At 57.1% G+C, this 20515-nt stretch carries 16 protein-coding genes; 4 read left to right on the forward strand and 12 right to left on the reverse strand.

The features are described from left to right. Positions 1-17: 17 nt before the first annotated feature. The 4 genes from BBBR_RS05515 to BBBR_RS05525 all read left to right on the forward strand — a co-directional run bounded on the left by BBBR_RS05515 (position 18) and on the right by BBBR_RS05525 (position 4293). Positions 18-1217 (forward strand): hypothetical protein, encoded by a 1200-nt coding sequence (locus tag BBBR_RS05515; RefSeq protein ID WP_003829547.1) that lies wholly within the window; start codon positions 18-20, stop codon positions 1215-1217. Between the two features lie 26 nt (positions 1218-1243). Then, positions 1244-1399 carry a hypothetical protein gene (locus BBBR_RS10900; RefSeq protein WP_003829548.1) on the forward strand — a complete coding sequence of 52 codons (156 nt, stop codon included), beginning with the start codon at positions 1244-1246 and terminating at the stop codon, positions 1397-1399. A gap of 293 nt (positions 1400-1692) precedes the next feature. Beyond that, positions 1693-2991 carry a glycoside hydrolase family 125 protein gene (locus BBBR_RS05520; protein ID WP_003829550.1) on the forward strand — a complete coding sequence of 433 codons (1299 nt, stop codon included), beginning with the start codon at positions 1693-1695 and terminating at the stop codon, positions 2989-2991. A gap of 66 nt (positions 2992-3057) precedes the next feature. Further along, the gene (locus BBBR_RS05525; RefSeq protein ID WP_032738196.1) at positions 3058-4293 is read left to right on the forward strand and encodes an AGE family epimerase/isomerase; all 1236 of its coding nucleotides are present in this window, start codon (positions 3058-3060) and stop codon (positions 4291-4293) included. Between the two features lie 45 nt (positions 4294-4338). Here the strand turns inward: BBBR_RS05525 and BBBR_RS11115 are convergent, their stop codons facing one another. From BBBR_RS11115 to BBBR_RS05585, 12 genes are all read right to left on the reverse strand, one after another. Then, entirely contained in the window at positions 4339-5178 is an 840-nt protein-coding gene (locus tag BBBR_RS11115; RefSeq protein ID WP_308755220.1) for an IS3 family transposase, read from the reverse strand. Beyond that, on the reverse strand, positions 5075-5695 hold the full coding sequence (locus BBBR_RS11120; protein WP_003829553.1) for a helix-turn-helix domain-containing protein: 621 nt from the start codon (positions 5693-5695) through the stop codon (positions 5075-5077). The genes BBBR_RS11115 and BBBR_RS11120 overlap by 104 nt, the downstream gene beginning before the upstream one ends. Positions 5696-6057: 362 nt before the next feature. Next, positions 6058-7110, reverse strand: a complete 1053-nt coding sequence (locus tag BBBR_RS05540; RefSeq protein WP_003829554.1) for a LacI family DNA-binding transcriptional regulator — start codon at positions 7108-7110, stop codon at positions 6058-6060. 210 nt (positions 7111-7320) lie between these two features. Continuing rightward, on the reverse strand, positions 7321-8598 hold the full coding sequence (locus tag BBBR_RS05545; protein ID WP_003829555.1) for a glycoside hydrolase 5 family protein: 1278 nt from the start codon (positions 8596-8598) through the stop codon (positions 7321-7323). Positions 8599-8613: 15 nt separating this feature from the next. After that, positions 8614-9441: a carbohydrate ABC transporter permease gene (locus BBBR_RS05550; protein ID WP_003829556.1), complete on the reverse strand. Its 828-nt coding sequence runs from the start codon at positions 9439-9441 to the stop codon at positions 8614-8616. Further along, positions 9431-10420: a carbohydrate ABC transporter permease gene (locus BBBR_RS05555; protein ID WP_003829557.1), complete on the reverse strand. Its 990-nt coding sequence runs from the start codon at positions 10418-10420 to the stop codon at positions 9431-9433. Before BBBR_RS05555 ends, BBBR_RS05550 begins: the two co-directional genes overlap by 11 nt. Then, positions 10420-11679: an ABC transporter substrate-binding protein gene (locus BBBR_RS05560; protein WP_225851457.1), complete on the reverse strand. Its 1260-nt coding sequence runs from the start codon at positions 11677-11679 to the stop codon at positions 10420-10422. Before BBBR_RS05560 ends, BBBR_RS05555 begins: the two co-directional genes overlap by 1 nt. 395 nt (positions 11680-12074) lie before the next feature. After that, positions 12075-15224 carry an alpha-mannosidase gene (locus BBBR_RS05565; RefSeq protein WP_003829559.1) on the reverse strand — a complete coding sequence of 1050 codons (3150 nt, stop codon included), beginning with the start codon at positions 15222-15224 and terminating at the stop codon, positions 12075-12077. 130 nt (positions 15225-15354) lie between these two features. After that, entirely contained in the window at positions 15355-18474 is a 3120-nt protein-coding gene (locus BBBR_RS05570) for an alpha-mannosidase (RefSeq protein ID WP_003829560.1), read from the reverse strand. Between the two features lie 160 nt (positions 18475-18634). Beyond that, positions 18635-19123: a D-aminoacyl-tRNA deacylase gene (gene dtd, locus BBBR_RS05575; RefSeq protein ID WP_003829561.1), complete on the reverse strand. Its 489-nt coding sequence runs from the start codon at positions 19121-19123 to the stop codon at positions 18635-18637. Positions 19124-19285: 162 nt separating this feature from the next. Next, positions 19286-19900 (reverse strand): vWA domain-containing protein, encoded by a 615-nt coding sequence (locus BBBR_RS05580; protein WP_003829562.1) that lies wholly within the window; start codon positions 19898-19900, stop codon positions 19286-19288. Between the two features lie 143 nt (positions 19901-20043). Next, entirely contained in the window at positions 20044-20472 is a 429-nt protein-coding gene (locus BBBR_RS05585; protein ID WP_003829563.1) for a transcriptional regulator, read from the reverse strand. Positions 20473-20515: the final 43 nt, after the last annotated feature.

A 20515-nucleotide genomic window follows, 5' to 3' on the forward strand; every position in this document is an offset into this window, starting at 1 on the left:
CATCTACCGTCGTATGCGTGAAGAAGTTTTTCGAAGGTCTTTCCATTTCCTCGATCGTGGCCGGAGCCCTTGCTGCCGTCACCTCATTCCTGTTGGCGTCGAAGATCGGCATCGCAGGTTCGGTGATTGGCGCCGCGGCCAGCTACATCGTGTCCGCAGTCGCCACCAACATCTACCAAAACGTGTTGCAGGCTTCTGGGGAAAAGCTTCAGAGCGTCGGTTCCACGGATGATGACGCCGCCGAGCACGGCGAATCGGATGCCGGTAGCAATGATTCCTCACCCACATCTGAAACGAAACTTCCTGCAGCCTCCGGCGATGCGGCGGATGCCCAACAGAGCGACGATATCGATCGACCCGCGCGGGTTGAAGCGGCAGCCAGCGAAAATCCCGAAAACACCATGGTTGCTGCAGCCGCGGCAGGTGAAACTACTACCAGCCTCGGCACCGCTTCCACACCCGCTACACGTGAAGCGACCACCGGCCTCGGCACCGCCTCTGCACCAGCTGCAGGCCGTCGCACACCTCGCGAGGTTGTTTCTCGCCCGACTGCACAGCGTTCGCGCCACACGTATTCCGTCAAGGAACTGCGCGCATCACGCCGCAATCCCAAGCGCACAGCTGTTATCGTAACCGCGGTATCCGGCCTGTTGGCCGTTGCCGTAACAGCCGGCATCGTGCTGCTCATCACCCAAGGCAACGGCACGGACAGCGTGGTGCGCGACTGGATCTCCCCCACAGTCACCACGCCTTCGCCCGAGCAAACCGAGTCCCCATCGACTCCCCAGCACACGCCAACGGACAACACCAATACACCGAAGAGCAACGGCACCACGACCGAGAACGACTCCGCTCCCTCAGGGTCGTCCAACTCCGATAGTTCGTCTGGTTCCACCGATTCGTCCGGCTCCACCGGTACTGGCTCCGGCAACACGAATACCGAATCCGGCACCAACAGCGGCACGGAGACCAACGGCAACACCAATTCAGGAACCGGCGGAAACTCCGGCTCGAACTCGACCGGCTCAGATGCCTCCCACGGATCGGGGTCTTCAACGAATTCGGGCACTACCGGTTCCAGCTCAACGGGTTCCGGCAACAGTTCGACAGGCTCCAACAGCTCATCCGGCAACAGCACCGGCAGTTCCAAGTCCAAATCCTCCAGCTCGAGCACAAGCAGCAGCGCCGGCACTGATATCAACGCCATCGGCGAATGACGTGGGGCAATGCGAAACTTGGACGTATGACTACAGTTATCATGCGCACCTCCGAAGGTGACATGCGCATGATGCTTCTTCTTTGGGATGTGACATCAGGAAACAGATCACTGAAGATTGTTGAAATTCCAGTCAAAACCACTCCAAGAGCCCTGAACAATCCCGATTTTCCCGAAAGATAGAATCCCCGCGGCCGAAGGATAGCACCTTATTCAAAATCTCCGGCATAAGTAATCATGCTTTCTTCTAATGGTTTTCAAGAAATAGAGAAAGACAAAATGACCGATGGCCAATGGAGACAGGAAAAGACGGGAATGGGGATGCGTCGTCGCCTGCAAGGACGCGGACGGAAGCATCGTCTCCTGGTGCACTCAGAACCACGCTCTTCACATCCTTTCGCGTGTCTTCAACTAAAGCGGTTTAGAATAATGCTGTTCCCTTGATATGTATACCCCTCAAACAAAGAAGTTGAATTATGACGACCACCGCGATACCGAAGTCGGTCTCGGATTTCATGCAGCACATCACGGACCTGTGCGGCACCGAACACGCCGCCTGGGCCGAGAACTTCAACGCCTGCTTTGCCAACACCCTGACCACCACGGTCAAACGGCATGACGACGGCACCACATTCCTGCTCACCGGCGATATCCCGGCCATGTGGCTGCGTGATTCGACCGCACAATTGCGCCCATATCTGGCCCTTGCCGCCGAAGACGGCGACATTGCGAGCCTGATCGCCGGTCTGGTGCGGCAGCAGTTCCGCTACATCACCATCGACCCGTATGCGAACGCCTTCAACGAGGAGCCGAACGGCGCTTCCTGGGACAAGGATGATCAGTCCGACTTCTCCAGTCCCTGGCTTTGGGAGCGCAAGTACGAGGTGGACTCGCTGTGCTACCCCATTCAGCTGGCTTGGATGCTGTATGCGAACACCGGCAACACCGATCATTTCAATGACGAATTCATTGCCGGCGTCAAGAAGATTCTTGACGTCTTCGAGACCGAACAGCATCACGAGAACTCCCCGTATTTCTTCATCCGCGACACGGACATTCCCACCGAATCGTTGAGCAACGATGGCAAGGGGTTGCCGGTGGCGTACACTGGCATGACCTGGTCCGGCTTCCGCCCCAGCGACGACGCCTGCACCTACCACTATTTGGTGCCCTCGAACATGTTCGCCGCCGTGGTGATGGGCTATCTGGAACGCATCTTCGGCGGTGAGATTCTGGATGATGCCGATATCGCCGCACGCGCCGGCGAGCTGCGCCGCACCATCACCGAAGGCATCGAAAACCACGCCAAGACGACGAACCGCAATGGAGAGACGATTTACGCGTTCGAGACCGACGGCCTGGGTCACGTCAATGTCATGGACGACAGCAATGTGCCCTCCTTGATGGCGGCCCCTTACTTGGGATACTGTGCACCGGACGATCCGACCTATCTGGCGACCCGACGCACGCTGCTCAGCGACGAAAACCCGTACTATTACGAGGGCGAGTATCTCAAGGGCATCGGCTCACCGCACACCCCGCCGCACTATGTGTGGCCCATCGCCCTGTCTATCGAGGCGATGACCAGTGACAACAAGGACTTCAAGGCGCATATCCTCGACCGTCTTGTAACCACCGACGCCGGTACACATCTCATGCACGAAGGCATCGACGTGGACGATCCGACCAAGTACACGCGCGAATGGTTCAGCTGGTCGAATATGATGTTCTGCGAACTGGTCATGGACTATTTCGACATTCACGTGAAGCACTAAGACGTGTCCGCCGCATGCTCATCGCGCACCCACCGCATGTTCTCATTAAGGAAAGGAACAATCATTATGACCAATAACCCACGTTATACGCTCGGCACCGAAGCCAACCGCATTTTCATGGCTTCCGAAACCTACGAGCTGCTGAAGTTCGGCAAAGGCTTCCCAGCGCCGGATGGCGGTTCCGGCTGGCTGAACGCCGACGGCACCCTCGACCCCTCACACGGCGTCGAAACGTGGATCACCAGCCGTATGGCCCATGTGTACTCGATTGGCGCCATGCTCGGATACCCGGGTGCGGGCGAGCTGGCCGACGCGGCGCTCAGGGGATTGACCGGCATTCTGCACGATGACGAGCACGGCGGCTGGTATCCGCAGGTGTTCGCGGACGGCACCCATGCTCCGGGCAAGGTCTGCTATGCGCATGCCTTCGTGATACTCGCCGCATCCTCTGCCCTGCTGGCCGGACGTCCGGGTGCCAAGGAACTGCTTGACGAGGCGCTTGCCACGTATGACAAGCATTTCTGGGATGACGAAATCGGTTTGGCCGTCGATACCTGGAACACGGCATTCACCGCACTCGACCCCTATCGGGGCCTGAACGCCAACATGCACACCACCGAGGCGTTCCTGGCCGTGGCCGACGCCACCGGGAACAACACCTATCGCGTCCGCGCCGGCCGCATCATCGACCACGTCATCGAATGGGCGGCACACAACCGGTGGCGCATCCCCGAGCATTTCAAATCCGACTGGTCGTTGGACCTCGAATGCAACGCCGACAAGAAGGACGACCAGTTCAAACCGTATGGCGCCACGCCGGGCCATGGCATCGAATGGGCGCGCCTCATCGTGCAGTGGGCGCTGAGCTCCTTCGCCAACCGAGACGGCGCGCGGCCCTACATCGACGCCGCCGAGCACCTGTTTGCGCGGGCGGTGGACGATGCGTGGAATGCGGACGGCGCGGAGGGGCTCGTCTATACGACCGACTGGAACGGCACACCGGTGGTCACCGACCGCATGCATTGGACGGCCGCCGAATCGTTGAACACCGCCGCCACGCTGCACGCTGCCACCGGCGAGGAACGATACGCCGACTGGTACGCCACATTCGCCCGCTACGTCGACGAGCACGTCATCGACCACGAAGGCGGATCATGGTTCCACCAGCTTGACGGCGACAATCGCGTGATCGGCACGGTCTGGCCGGGCAAGTCCGATCTCTACCATGCGTTCCAGTCCACGTTGATTCCGTTCCTTGACCCGGCTGTGTCCATTGCGACGGCCGTGAAGAACGCAGAATAATCGGCGATAAGTGATAAGGGGCTGCGGACATTTTCTTGGAGATAATCACGCAGCCATTCCTTGGCTTTGACGGTATTGTACCGGGCTCATCCAACCAAGCGACTGTTTGATGCGCTCGTGGTTGTACCAGCGTATGTACTCATCGACCAAGGCGAGCACCTCGTTGCGGGTGTGTTCCTCCCACTTCTCGGGGTAGACCGCCTCGGTCTTCATCCTGCCGAAGAATCCCTCCGCGGCCGCGTTGTCCGGCGAACAGCCCTTCGCGCTCATGGAGCGCGTCAGCCCGAAGCGTTCCATGAGCCCGAGCCATCCGGGCCACCGGTAATGGCATCCACGGTCGGAATGCACCAGGGGACGCGCGTTCCCTGGCAGCGTCGAGGCCGCTTTCTCCAGCATCCGGTTGGCCAGCTCCGCGTTGGGGCTGAAGCCGGCGGTGTATGCGACGATCTTGCCATCGAAGCAGTCGATCATCGGCGAGAGGTACACCTTCCCGTCCCTGGCCTTGATCTCGCTGATGTCCGTCAGCCACTTCTCGTTCGGACGCTCGGCCGTGAAGTCCCGGTCGACGAGATTGGCGGGAGCCGGCGTCGTCTCGCCCTCGTAGGAACTATACCTGCGTCGCTTGGGCGCGTGCGCCACGAGCCCTTCCTCCGCCATGATCCTGCGGACCACCTTCTCCGATACGCCGGTCTTGAGCACCGCCTTGATCCTGCGGTACCCGTACCTGCCCTTGGAATCGGCGAACGCCCCGGCCACCTCTGCCCTGAGTCCGGCGTACTTGTCAACGCCGAGCCGGGCGTGGTGGTAGTGGTAGCTGCTGGGCGCGATGGCGAGCAAGCATGTCATCGAGCCGGGCGAATACGCCGGCCTCAACCGGTCGATCAACAGGGTCTTCTCCCTGTTCGACAGGCGCCGCAGGTCGGCGCCGGGGTCTTTTTCTGCGAGCCTCCACCACCTCCCGCATCAACGCGTTCTCCAGCTCCGGTTCCTCGACCCTGCGGCGCAAAGCCTCCGCGTCATCATCATCGGCTGCGGACGGCCAGCGACGGGAGTCCGCGGGCTTATTGCCCTGCGCGGAGTTCCTGTTTTTGGGCTGCAACGCGGCCATGCCGCCCTTGCGGTACGCCCTGACCCAGCCATGCACCGCGCCGACGCTCACGCCGAGCTGTTTGGCGGCCTGCTTCTGCTGCATGCCGCCCAGCACCAGCTCGACTGCCCTTCGCCTGGTCTCCAGTGGGATGATGGGTTTGGCCATATGGCCAGCATACCGGGAATCCATCGCCAGCCAACGCTCCAGACACTGCCTGGTCGGATAACCCAGATGCTCCACCACCTGGGCCGTCGTCATCGGCGTGGTGAAATACAACTCCACCGCACGCTCTCGTTCCTCAAGACCGGACATACGAAAATCTTTCCGTTCGGTCTCCAAGAAAACGTCCGCAGCCCCTTATCCATCATCTCGGATAGTCGAATATGATGCAACACCTCGCCTGTGAAACTCATCTTTCAGCTGGGCAACGATGATATTGCGGCGTGACTCGGTGCACAACATAGAGCAATCTCGACCTCATGCAATCGCAGTACACGACCTTCCATCGCATCCAACCTAATTGGGGTCGGAATAATTGTCAGACCATGCTGTCCTGGAATATCGTAAATTTCGTTTCCGGGCATGCGAACGCACCTTAATGATTACGCTGATTGACGGATTGGACAAGTCAAACGTCCTTCGTCCCACTCAACAGGACGAAGGACATAGCCGGCTCACGCCAAACTGGTGCTGTCACGTACAATCAATTTCGGGGTAAGTATCTTACGATTTCCGCTCACCGGCTCCCCAGCAAGCACCTTGAGCAGCAGGTTAGCCACTTTAGTGCCATATACGCCAGCATCACGATGCACGGATGTAATCGAGGGGTAAACCGCCTCGCATACAAAACTGTCTTCGAAACTCACGATTGCGGGAATACTATATGGATATAGACGTTTATCTCCATCACTACCTTTACGATCGCGGTTCAAACAGTCCGCAGCAAGCGCATGTAGACTGGCGGCCGCAAGAATTTCATTCTCGTAGATGAACGCTGTGGGCGCAGCAAGCTCCCCCAACAATCGCAATGTCTCGCCCACCGCCGCATTCGGATCAAAATTCGTGAACGACACGGATGAGAATTCAAGGTTGTTAATCTCGGCAAATTTCCGAAATGACATTTCTCGATCACGAGAATAATCCAACATCGGATCGCCGGATATATATGCGATTCGCCTATATCCCCGTGACAACAGATGATCAAGAATCGTTCCCATGGTCTTCGAATCATCAATCGACAAAGACGGTACCAGATTGCTTGGGTCGGGACCGCCAGCGAGTACAGCAGGCAAGCCTAATTCAGCAAGCAATTTCGGTCTAGGATCATCAGCCTTGAGATCCACCAGAATTACGCCATCCACCCGTTTCCGAGACGCCCAATCACGGTATACATCCAGCTCCTCTTTAGTGGAAGAGCAAGGACGATACAGCAAGCCATACCGTTGGCGACTTAATGACTCATGAGCGCCTGCCATGAAATGCAGCATGAACGTCTCTTCTTTAAGCCCCTGCACAGAACGAGATGGAGCGAATCCCACAGTCATGGTTTTCGAGGAGCCCAATGCCTGCGCTGCATATATCGGACGCCACCCCATTTTCGCCGCAGCCTCCTTGACCCTGCGCTTGGTCTCAGCGGATACTCCGGGACGATCATTGATTGCAAAGGAAACAGCAGTCTGGGAAATTCCCAACTCATCGGCTATATCTTTGAGACTGACCCGCTGCATACTGGAAGTTGCTCCACTAGAGGTGGATTTCATGACATTCCTCCATTCTGTGAAGCTTGACATCGAACATCGGACATCCGGTATGGCTTATTCGTATAATTCTGTCACATCAATGAACTGATAACATACATTTCATCATATTGCGACAGCGAAATGGACGCCAACTGTTGGCACACTCATCCGGCCAACAAAAATGAACCAACGACCGATTTAGTCTACAGACTCGAATGCAGGGTCGGAGACAGCGGAATAGAAACGCGCTGCATGAGGAGACGTATCCCAATGCAATTCGGTAATTCCCCGTCGTCTGAGTTCACCGTTATCGGCTGCAACAGTCGACGTGACAACAGTCGGTCGCTTGCCTGCGATTTCCAGCTTCATCCACAGGTCACAGACCGACCCTCCCGGCCCCAGCGTGCTACGGTTAATCGGGTTACCGGTTCCATTCACGTCCACTACAATAGCCACCGATTTCGCCTCGGCAGGCCTTGCATCACGGTATTGTGTCGCGAGCTCACCATATACGCGGCCAATCGGCTTGACTTTACCGTTCTCATCGAACAAACCCAATGAATATTCAAGGGACGGAAAATCGGCCAAATATGATGGCACATCATGCGAGCACCACCAAGTGATGCCCCACAGATTCGGGCAATCAAGAGCTTTGGTAACCACACGGCGACAGAACTCCGGTGTGTCTTCAGCGGACAATACATTCTCCGGTGCACCAATCTCCTGCAGCCAAACTGGACGGTTGACCGGCCCGAAGGCTTTGGCGAGTTCAGCCAAGTACAATGCGTACGCGTAGCATTCTTCACTCCGCGCCCCATATCCTTGTCCAACACCATTGAATACCCACGAGTGAATGGTGGTCAAATCACCTTTTGTGGCAGACTGTACCGGTGTGAACGGATGCCCGTCCAGGAACCAAACGCCATCGTTGACGCTGTACAAAGAAAGCACGCCATCCCGTTTGGCAGCCGATAGCAACTCATCGAGCCACGTATCAATCTGCTCGGATGAGGCAGACATCTTGGCCGGATGAGGCCGGTCGGACAACTGGTTGACTTCATTGCCGAGCGTCAATCCCTTGAAGGCATCCTCTTCGGACAGTTCATCGGTCATAATCGAGACCAACTCACGTTCCGATTCCACAGCACTCGGATCAGTGAACATATTCCCTTTATGCCATGTGACGAGCCAACTGGGAATGAAGTCAAAGCTCGACAAATGCCCCTGGAACACATCCACATAGGCATCGAGCCCATGCTCACCGGCTATATGTACCATGCGGCGCACGTCAGCCACACCCTTACGATTAATCCATGTCCGGTTCGGCTGCAGGTACGGCCACACAGGAAAGATGCGCACGTGATCCATACCTAAATCCTTGATCTGCCGTAGATCGTTGTCGATACTGGTCCAGTCGGGATCAAGCCACGAATGAAACCATCCATGGGACGGAGTGTAATCTACTCCAAACTTCATAAGAATACCTTTCGGTCAGCCCTTGATGCCGCCCTCTTCTACACCACGGAAGAAGTAGCGTTGGAAAATTAGGAAGAATACGATAATGGGAACAAGTGCGATAACCGTGCCGGCCGCAATCAAACGGGGATCAGAAACAAACTGGTTCTTGAGCCTGTTAAGGCCTACAGTCAACGTATAAACCGAATCATCACCAAGGATGATCAATGGCCACAGGAAATCGTTCCATGCACCGACGAACGCAAAAATAATGACGACGGTCATAGTGCCTTTCACCTGAGGCAGACATACATTAAAGAAACGCTGCCAGATGCTGGCACCATCGACTTTGGCGGCTTCCTCCAACTCAACTGGAATACCAGAGAACGCATTCATCATAAGCAGCACATTCATAGCACTGCAAAGGCCAGGAAGAGCTGCACCCAAAAGGGTATTCTGCAAACCTACGGTCTTGACAATGAGGAACTGGGAAATCAATAGGGTCTCTCCAGGAATCAACATTGCGCTGAAAATCAGCAGTACGACGATCGTCTTGCCCTTGAACTTCAGGCGAGCCAGTGAATAGCCAGCGAGTGTGGCTCCGATGACATTGCCACACACCGAAATGGCGGCGACAATCAAAGAATTCTTGAAATAGGACAACACCGGAATCGTGTTGAACGCCTGGATAAAGTTGTCGATAGTCGGATCCTTGGGCACCAGATACGGAGGGATGGCATAGATATCATCACCTTTCCCCTTAAACGCTAGAGTCAGTTGCCATAGCAGAGGCCCGATCAGAATGAGAAAGAACAGGGTCAACAGCACATATTGCACGACCTTGTTGAACTTTTTACCTCTCATCGCTATCGACCTTTCGCTGCACGAAGAACTCAACAGCCACCAGACTGCCGACGATTATGAATACCAACATGCTGACCGCGCCGGCATAACCGTACTTGGCATTCAAACCAGTGCCATAGTTCTTAATCAGCATCGTCATGGTCACGTCCTTACCGCCGACGCCGCCAGTGCCTCCTGTCAAGACATAAATCTCATTGAACACTCGGAACGCGGCAGCGGAAGACAGCAACATGATCAACACCATGGTGGAGCGCACTCCCGGAACGGTGACATGCAGGAAACGACGAACCACGCCAGCTCCATCCAATTCGGCAGCCTCATACAGACTGGGATCGATATTGGCCAATGCAGACAAGTAGATAATCATGTAATAGCCGAGACCTGTCCAGACCGTGATAAGCATGGCGCTAAATAACAGCAGCCAACGATCCGTGAGGAACGGGACAGCGGCTTTGATGAAGCCGGCACCTTGTAGCAAAGCATTCACCAAGCCTTTCTGACTCAGAAGGTTGGTCCAGACCAGGCCGACGATGACGGTGGACACTACGACCGGCAAGTAGAAGGATGCACGGAAAAAGGCAAGAATCTTGGAATTCCCGGAAACCAGTGCTGCAAGAATCAATGGCAGTATCACCATGCATGGAACCACGCACACCACATACAGAGAGGAATTCAGCAAGCCTATATGCACAGACTCATCCGAAAACATCTTCTGGTATTGTTCCAGCCCGACAAAATGACCGGGATTGGAGAAAGTAGCATCGGTGAACGACAGACGGACCGTATTGATAAAGGGGGCAATGACAAACGTCAACGCGATGAGCAACGCAGGAACCACAAACAGCCAGCCCGCTATGCCATTGCCTTCTTTGATACGATGAGCGTCATCCACCTCCCATGCCGTTTCATGGGAAGCGCCGCCACGGCGGCCGGCCTTGCCGGCCGCCAGCGACTTCTTGCCGGTAATCGACAAAGTCATTACTTCAAATCCTCATTGGCAACCTTGACTGCGGCATCAAGAGCTTCCTGCGCAGTCTGCTCTCCTTGGATGGCACGGGCAATCTGCTCACGAAGAACAGTCTTGGCATTCTCGGAGAACGGCCCAGGAGCAATGAACCAGTTATCGTCTTTCACCGCCTTGGAGGCAAGGGCAACCGCCTGATCCTGCAAGGAATCACCAGTTGGGCTGAATGCTTCGTCGTCGATAGCACCCGCAACAGACGGGAAAGTGTGGGACTTAGTGCAGAATTCGGTCTGATTCTCCTTATTGGTAACGAACTTAGCGAATTTCATGGCCATTCCCTTGTTCTTAGTGGTCTTACTGACCACCAGCGTTTCCATGGCAACATTCATCTTGCCGCCTTCACCAAGCAATCGCTCGGTAACGCCAAGATTCTTATACAGCTCCGGGGCATTAGCCTCAAAATCTGCAACCGAATAGGCGGAACCCGCCAGAGATGCCACGCTGCCCTGCTTAAATGCGTCGCCCTCACCAGTCCAAGTATTATTCAGCGCTTCGGCGGACAGTGCTTTCTGGTTGTACATATCGATAAAGTGCTGAACAAGTTCAACACCCTTTTTGTCGTTAAAAGTGAACTCGGTTTGGTCATCATTCATCAATTGCACGCCATACTGTCCAAAAGACTCCAATGTGGGCACAGAAGCCACCATGCTCACGGAACCGTTGCAGTTCTCGCCCATGGTCTTGGCCGAATCGAACCATTCATCCATGTCAGTAGGCAGATCAGCAACTCCACACCGCTCAAGAACGGCTTTGTTGTAGTACTGAACACCAGAATTGAGATACCAAGGATAGGCATAAGCGCCTTCCTCGATATTATCGCCCTCAAAAGTCACATTACCCCACGATGAAGCAGTGAACTGGGATTCTGCATCTGGATCCTCCCGCGACAGGTTCAGAGTCACTCCAGCTTTGGCCAGGCTATAGGCACCAGTCGGGCTCATATCCACAACGTCAGGCAGCGTTCCAGCGGCTGCGTCAGCATTGATTTTATCGGTATAGCCGTCGGCAGGCTGATCAATCCACTTGACCGTGACGCCTGGATTCTCTTTCTGGAAAGCGGCAATAAGATCGTTGAAGTACGGGGTATATGTATCATTTTTCAGATTCCAAGTCTGAAAAGAAATTTCATTGCTATTGGAGGAAGTCGAATTACCGCAAGCAGCCACTGCGAACAGCATAGAACCTGCTCCAACGACAGCAATAGTCTTTCTCATGGAAAACATACCGTTTCCTTCTTTCTTTTCGTAGAAAACCCTTCGCCCTTTTGCGAACGAGAGGCCCTTGCACGCCATGCCTCAACAAATCAACATGAAGCTAGTCTGTTGAGAGTCACAATTATTGAGGTCTCATCGCTGAGACTAAACCGTTTTAGTTTCCAGCCAACCGCATATCTGTTAACTAAATCGGTTTAGTGAAACTATAACACAATCGAAACATGCACGCAACGAATTCATCCGCGCGTGTCGCATTGATATCTGCCCAACGGGATCACCCCCCTCTTCTCATACAACAATGGGCCACGCCCAACCGTATGGCAGAGCCGGACTGCTCCGGTTCCGTTACGGTTGGGCGCGACCCAAAATATCGAGCCTAGGCCCAATATCCCTTATCAGCGAATACGCAGCGTGGCGAGCTGGAACGGCGCCAACGAGACGACCGCACCGTCGGCAGGCATCGGCTCGTCGCCGGCGAGCGCGCGCGGCAATTCGGTGTCCAGTTCCGGCTCCTCCATGAGATTCACCTCCTGCACGCTGGCCTTGGCATCGGCGAGAGCGGCGTCAAGGCGTAGTGCGGCCGCGGCATTGCCACCGGCGGCCTCGTACAGGCGCACAATCAGATCGTCGGAACCGTCATCGGCGAGCTTGACCCAGTCCAATACGATGGCGCCGGTGACGTCGGCGAGCGAGACCAGCGGGGCCAAGTCAGGCAACTCCCCTATTACAGGGCTGTTGAGTCGCGCCGCCTCGTCCAGCACTGCGTTCATATCGGCGTCAGCGACCAGAGACCATGCGAAGGAGTGCGTGCCTTGGTCGGTGTGTGGATCGGGGTACAGCGGTGCGGACAGCAGCGACAGTCGCACCATGGTGCCGCGGCCGGCGCCGTGCGCCGCGTCGGCGTGGGTGGGGCTGACATCGGAGCCGTAGGTGGAGGCGTTGACCACAGCGGCGGCATAGTCGGCATCGGCGATACGTACGAAGCGGTGTGTGCAGCTTTCGAATTTGGCATCATCGCTGCGCGTGTTCTTATTGATCGGGCGTTCGACCAGGCCGTACTGGCATTCATATTGCGCGTTCACCGCTTGCACGGTGACCGGCATATCCACTTTGAGGAACTGTTCGACGGCATGCCAGTCCACATCGGCGGTGAAGTCCAGTGTAGCGGAGCCCGGCCTTAAGGCAATGCCCGTACGAATTTCAACGCCCTTCGCGCGAGTGACAGCATGCACGACGGCCCCACCGTTGGCGGTTTCATCCACGCTTGTAATCGATGCCTCGCTGAGCGCGTTGGCGGTGAGGAACGCATCGCGTTGAATATCCCAGGCGTCCCAGTGGAAGGGTTCGTCTTTGAGCATTTCGTAGCGGCCCAGTCGGGTGCCGGCTGGCACCAGTTCACGATTGGCTCGCTGATCGACGATTGACGAAACGGTGCCGTCGGCTTCAATGCGCACGTGCAGTTGGCCGTTGTCGAGCACAATCGCATCGCCGTCATGGGTAACGGCGACCCGAGCCATGGATGCGGTTCCCGCTTCGGCTCGGCTCGAAGCCGGGCGTACCACCCACGCCTCACAGGCTTGGCGGGAATATGGGGCGATTACGGCGTCGGTTATGGTTGCGTCATCGGGTTCCACGGCTGCGATCGCGCGCCCGGCTTCAAGGGCGATCTCGTTCAGCCGAGCGACGTCACGCGCGTATTCGACCCGCGCCTGACGGTGTACCCATGCGATGGCCGAACCGGGCAGAATGTCGTGGAACTGGTTCAGGAGCAGCGTTTTCCAAATACGGTCCAGCTCTTCGCGCGGATAGACATAGTCCGGGTTCTTGATGCGGGCCGCGGCGCACAGGTATTCAGCGACGCGCAGCATCGACTCCTCCTGGCGGCAGCCACGCTTCATGTCCTGCTGGGCGGTGAGGGTGGCACGGTGCAGTTCAAGGTACAGTTCGCCCTTGAACACCGGGGTCTCTCCTTGCGCATCGTCGACGATATCCTTACGCACGCGGTCGAACAGTTGGTCGGGAGTACCGAATTCGATCTTCGGCACGCCGGCGAGATCATGGTCGCGGCGGATGCGCGCGGTCATCTCACGGGTGGGACCGCCACCGCCATCGCCGAAGCCGTACAGCAGAATCGCGTTACGGGAGAGGTCCTTGTCCAGGAAGTTGCGCTGCGAATACATCAGCTCATGCATGCTCATCCACGAGCAGTAGGTATCCGAGGGCGGGAAGTGCGTGAGAATACGCGTGCCATCGATGCCCTCCCACATGAACGAATGGTGCGGGAACTTGGTGGTGTCGTTCCACGAGATCTTCTGCGTGAGGAACCAGTCGAATCCTGCACGACGGGCGATCTGCGGCCAAGAGCCGGTGTAGCCGAAACTGTCCGGTAGCCAGATGCCACGCGGCGTGACGCCGAGATGCTCCTTGAAATATCGGCGGCCGAACGTGATCTGCCGCACCAATGATTCGCCGGAAGGAATCATGTTGTCAGATTCCACCCACATGCCGCCGACCGGGATGAACCGGCCTTCTTCGATGCGCCGCTTCATTCGTGCGAACAGGTCGGGATGTTCCTCTTCCAGCCATGCGTACTGTTGGGCGGAACTCATCGCATACGTGAAGTCCGGGTCTTCGTCCATTAAAGCCAGCACGTTGGATACGGTACGGGCCACTTTGCGGCGGGTCTCGCGCACCGGCCATAGCCATGCGGAGTCGATATGCGCATGGCCGATGGCAATGTGGTTGATTGCGCTGGATGCAGCCGGTTCGGCGAGCACGCCGGCGAGCGCCGCACGGGCTGCCGGCACGGTTTCCAAGTCGCGTTCATCGTAGATGTTCAAGGAGCGTTGCAGCGCTTTGGCGAGCTGCCAGTAGCGCGGGTCGTCGTCTTTGAGTTCGCGAATCAGGGAAGATACGGTTTCCAAGTCCATGTCATAGGCGAACACGTCTTCGTTGAAGATGGTGATATCCATGCGACTCAGTGTGTATGGGAAGTCACAGGTGCCGGTGGCCTCTTCGCCGAGTTCGGTGGGTGAGAACGGGGTGGGGCCTTCGACGAATGGGTTGGAGGCGGCTTCGATATAGACGGTGAAGTCGCCATGTTCATCGAGTTCTACGGTGCTGCTGCCGTCCGCGTAGACGAGTGGAATCCAGTGGTTGCGTGGGTTCGCGGATTTGATGGCGGTGCCGTCGGCACGATAGACAAGTCCCTCGGATTGGAATCCGGGGCCGCGGTGATCGAGCCAGCCGAAGTCTACCATGAGTTCGACTTTTCGTCCTTTGACCGCCGCCATGTCGATGTGGCCGTTCACCTCGAACCATGTGGTGCCCCATGTGGTGCCCCAGACGCCGGGAACGCGGAAAGGTTCGAAGGGCACTTGGCCGTTGCGCACTTTGGCTAGAAATTCGCTGGAGGGCACCGGTTCACCAGGATTGTGGAACGAACGCAAGGTGCATGCGGCAAGTGTGGTGTGGATATGCGGTTTGACGCGCTGCTGCATGACGCGGTCGCAGCGCTCCAACTGCTGATTGGGCAGAAGAAACATGGAGGGTTCTCCTTTGCTGTGTCTGGTGGGAATGATGGAAATGATGGGTGTGGTGGTAATTTGGAAAACCGTAATACGACATGTTTCTGCCTCCTCATGGTTCGAGGAGGCAGAAGCATCAGATGGGAATTCAGCGCGTGATGCGCAGGGTGGCGAGCTGGAACGGGCCAAAGTGCAGCGTGGCACCTTCGGCGTTCTGCCTACCGTCTTGCAGCGCGACTGGAAGGTCGGCGGCCAAATCGTCGCCTTCCAGCACATTGGTCTCATGCACCGAAGCGCCTGCAAGCGCCGGGCAGACGTGCAGCATGGCATCGGCCTGGCCGCCGGCCGCCTCATAGGCACGTACGATCAGGTCGCCGGAACCATCATCGGCCAGCTTCATCCAGTCCAGCACCACGGTACCATTGACGGACTCGATCGAGGCGAGCGGCGTGATATCGGGCACATCATGGAGTACCGGTGCGTTGAGCACACCGGCGGCGTCAAGCGCACGGTCCACCGTGGCGTCGGCCACCACGGACCAGTCGAACTCGTGCGAGCCGATATCGGTGCGCGGGTCGGGGAAGGTCGGTGCGGAGAGCAATGACAGTCGGAACATAGTGCCCGAGTCACGACCTTCGGCAACGTTCCCGGCGATCGGTGAGGCATCGGACCCGTATACCGATCCGTTGATGACGGCCACGGCGTAACCGGCATCACCGATAATGGCGAAACGGTTCGTGCTGCTCTCATACTTGGCTTCGTCGGATGCGGTGTTTTTGACAATTGGGCGGCGGACCAGACCATACTGGCAGTCGTAGGTCGCCTGATCGGCCACAATGCCCAGAGGCAGATCGACCTTGAGGAAGCGCTCGCGTTCGTGCCAATCGATATCGGCATGGAAGTCGAGCGTGTGCGAGCCGGGGCGTAGCGTGATGGTGGTGGTAATGACGGTGTCACCGTCGGCGGTATGCATGTGGACCTGTGCCGCACCGTTTTCGGTATTCACCGACTCGATTGATCCGGTCACGGCATTCGCCATGAGCAGGGATTCGCGTTCGATCTCCCACGCATCCCAAACGGCGGGCTCGTCCTTCAACAGCTCGTATCGGCCCAGTCGGGTGCCGGCCGGGACCAGTTCATGGTTATGCTCCTCATCAAACAGCGAAGAAATCGTACCGTCGGCCTCGATGGTGACGGACAGTACGCCGTTGGCCAGAAGTACACGGCCGTTGTCCAGCGTCTGAGTCAGCACGGAAAGCGCGTCGGTCGGTTCGTTGATGCGGTTGGCACGCCAAGACGCGCCGTCATTGCGGAACTGGCTGATGCGGGCCTCGGCGAGCAAGTCGGCCTGCGGGTTGGCCTTGCGCAGCACGGCGCACATGTCTTGGGCAATTTCAGCGAGACGCTTCAGGTCACGGCGATAGTCCTCGCGGGCTTCGCGGTGCACCCATGCGATGGATGACCCCGGCAGCACGTCATGGAACTGGTTAAGCATCAGGGTCTTCCAGATACGGTCCAGTTCTTCGCGCGGATAGTCATAGTTCGGGTCGGCCAACGTGGCGGCCGCGCCCAGGTATTCGACCGTGCGCAACAGCGATTCCTCTTGGCGGCAGCCGCGTTTCATGTCCTGTTGCGAGGTCAAGGTGCCACGGTGCAGTTCGAGGTACAGCTCGCCCTTCCAGACGGGCATTTCCGGGCCGGCGTTCTTTGCAAGCTGCCGATGCGCCTTGTCGAAGAAGTCGTTCGGCTCTTCGATGCTCACCTTGGAGACGCCTTCGAGGTTCTCGTAGCGGTGCAGGTGCTCCATCATGTTGCGCGTGGGGCCGCCACCGCCATCACCGAAACCGAAGAGCAGAAGCGAGCGGTCGGCGAGATCCTTGTCTTGGAAGTTCTTCTCGGCGTAGTCGAGTTCCTGAACCTTGCACCAAGCAGCATAAGTATCCGCCGGCGGGAAGTGGGTGAAGATGCGCGAGCCGTCGATGCCTTCCCACATGAACGAGTGGTGCGGGAACTTGGTGGTATCGTTCCACGAGATCTTCTGCGTGAGGAACCATTCGTACCCGGCCCGGCGGGCGATCTGCGGCCATGCGCCGGTGTAGCCGAAGCTGTCCGGCAGCCATACGCCCTTGGGCTCCACACCGAGATGTTCCTTGAAGTATTTGCGGCCATATGCAATCTGGCGAATCAGCGATTCGCCGGCGGGCAGCATGCCATCGGCTTCCACCCACATGCCGCCGACCGGGATGAACCGACCTCCTTCGATGCGCTGTTTCATGCGATTGAAGATGTCCGGATGATCCTCTTCCAGCCAGACGTACTGCTGGGCGGAGCTCATCGCGTATTTGAAGTCGGGGTCGGCGTCCATCAGAGCCAATGCGTTGGATACGGTGCGGGCCACCTTGCGGCGTGTCTCGCGCACCGGCCACAGCCATGCGGAGTCGATATGTGCGTGGCCGATGGCGCTGACGTTCATGGCCGAGGCGTTGGCCGGCTTGGCCAGTACGCCGGCGAGTGCTGCGCGCGCGGCTTCCACGGATTCGGGGTTGCGCTCGTCGTAGGCGTTGAGCGAACGCTGCAACGCCTTCGCGAGCTGCCAGTAGCGCGGCGACTGCTTGTCGGCGAGTTCCATCAGGGAGCTGACCACGTCAAGATCCACGGAGTAGTTCTCGTAGCGTTCATCGAATTCGGTCAGATCGGCGGACTTGAATACGTACGGCTCATCCGGCTTGCCGGTGGCATGGTCGCCCAGTTCAGTCTCAACGAACGGAGGTACACCGAGCAGGAGCGGGTTGCTGGCGGCTTCGAGGTACAGGGTGAAGCTGCCGTCTTCGGCGACCGACACTTGCGCGTTGCCTTCAGCATCCATGAACGGCACCCAATAGTTGAGCGGGTGTACAGCTTTGATGGCGGTGCCGTCGGCACGGTAGACGAGGCCCTCGATATGGCCGCCGCAGGAGTGCGGGTACCAGCCAAGGTCGAGGATGAGCTCCAGCGGTTTGCCTTTCGGGTAGCCGGCCGGCACAGTACCGGTCAGGCGGAACCAGACCGTGCCCCATGTGGTGCCCCATTCGCTGCCGAGCGTAAACGGCTTGAAGTCGATGTCCCCTCGATTGAGCTTCGCGAAGAACTCGTCAGTGGGCATTGGCTCTCCGGGAATGTCAAAGGACTCCACCGCAAGCTGTGCGATCGATGGGTGGATATGAGGGTCCACGCGCTGACGCACTATGCGCTTGCACCGCTCCAGTTGCTGTTCAGGTTTCAGGAACATCTGCTGTTCACTCCCCTTATCTCTGCCGCTTGTGCGGCCACATCATTGTGCTGCCCGTTCATGGGAAACATATCGACATGCGCCATCGCCCGCAGAAGACTAAAGCGCTTTAGTAACATATTGGAAGGAACAGGATATGATGTCAAATCATTATCGCAATTCAGCGTGTTCCGTCAGGCATGTCATGCTCGGTATCGATGATGATGGTCACCGGCCCGTCATTGACCAGTCCGACCCGCATATGCGCGCCGAAACGACCTTCCTTCACCGGCACTCCCCCGGAGCGCAACGCCTCGTTGAACTTGATCCACATGAGATCGGCATGCTCGGGCTTGCCGGCCTTGATGAAGCTCGGGCGATTGCCCTTGTGCACGTCGGCGAACAGCGTGAACTGCGAGATGGAGAGAATCTCGCCGCCGATGTCCTGAATCGAACGGTTCATCTTGCCCTGCGCATCCTCGAACACCCTGAGATTCAGAATCTTATGAGCCAACCAGGCGATCTGCTTGTCGCCGTCCTCATCGGTGACGCCCACCAGAATCAGGAATCCCGGGGCAATCTGCTGCGGCTCGAACGTGGGATCCAGCGCGCCCAATTCATTGACCACGCCCACGGACGCTTCGGATACTCGTTGCAATACGACTTTCATGGTTCCCTACAGTACAACGTGTACAGTCACCAGCCGATAACGTACGCAACCGACTGGTGACTGGCAATACCTGCACTGCAGTTCATCGTTTACCACTTCATTCGACGACGAGACCGATAGTCATCACGAACACCACCAAGAAAGTCCGGCGCGTTGAGGTCATCAAAGGTCAGCACCTCCGCACGCGGCGGTCGCGGCACAGGCAACGGCCTCAAACGAGGCTTTGATTCCCTGTCCAACGGCATGAAAATCAGTAGCGCATCGCGGTGAGATACCAAAATCACCAGCCGTCTGTTCGGCGTCGATGTTCGCGCCCAGAAACACAAACTCCCAATGATAGCGTTCACGCTCATGGGTAATCATCTGCTTGATCTGATGCAACGAATATCGACGACTCGCATTCTCATACCCGTCAGTAATGATGACAAACAGCACATGTTGAGCACGGTACGCTGCCGCAGTATGTCGTTGCGTCACGATCATGCGGCCAATGGCCAGCCCAATCGCATCCAACAACGCAGTGCTACCGCGCACCCAGTAATCCCGGCTCGTCAAATCGTTCACTTCGCGGATGTTGAGGTGCTTATGCAAGGTTTCGATTCGATGATCGAACAGTAGGGTCGTTACCCTGCACTCGCCGGCAATTGTTCGCTGCTTGGACAGCATGCTGTTGAAGCCACCGATGGTGTCTGATTCCAGACCTCCCATCGATCCGCTTCTGTCGACGACGAACACCAGTTCCGTACGGCCGTTATTGCCATTGTCGTTCTTGCCCATGATGGATCCTTTCGCTCATTCGCCAGCCGGATTGCCGGCGATATCAATGAGCTTCGCATCATGGGACCAGTCCTAGGTCGCTTGACAAGCGACAATACACCACGTATCGGCAGCAAGTCAGGAGACAAGCGTACCGCTCCGCATCATCGCCCAAGCAACGGCTGCTCGTATCGGAACAACATCTCGTTAATAGTGAATACATCAAACATCTCGTGGACGATGAAGAATTCCACGATCACATCGAATTTCACGCTGTGCGACAGCGCATACCCGGCGCACGCCAATATATCTTGCGTCTCGTCAATATTCAGCCGTAAGGCAATGGCCAGCGCCAGAACCGTTTTCTTGCTGGGCATATAGCCATCGCCACAGCGAATTTTAGAGAACAGTTTGCGATTGATATTCGCTCGTTTATATACGTCCACGTCGGAATATCCTTTGGCGTCGATAAGCCTCAAGAGAATGATGTTAAAAGGTTCATCCAGATCGGAGAGCACCGCATCATCCACGTGCCCGGCGGATTTCGGCGATGGAGCTGCCGACGGTGCCGAGTAGACAGGCGTTTCATCCATATCGCCCCAGGAAATCCGGCATGTCCAAGATGAATTGGCTACA

The sequence above is a fragment of the Bifidobacterium breve DSM 20213 = JCM 1192 genome (assembly GCF_001025175.1).
Taxonomy (GTDB): domain Bacteria; phylum Actinomycetota; class Actinomycetes; order Actinomycetales; family Bifidobacteriaceae; genus Bifidobacterium; species Bifidobacterium breve.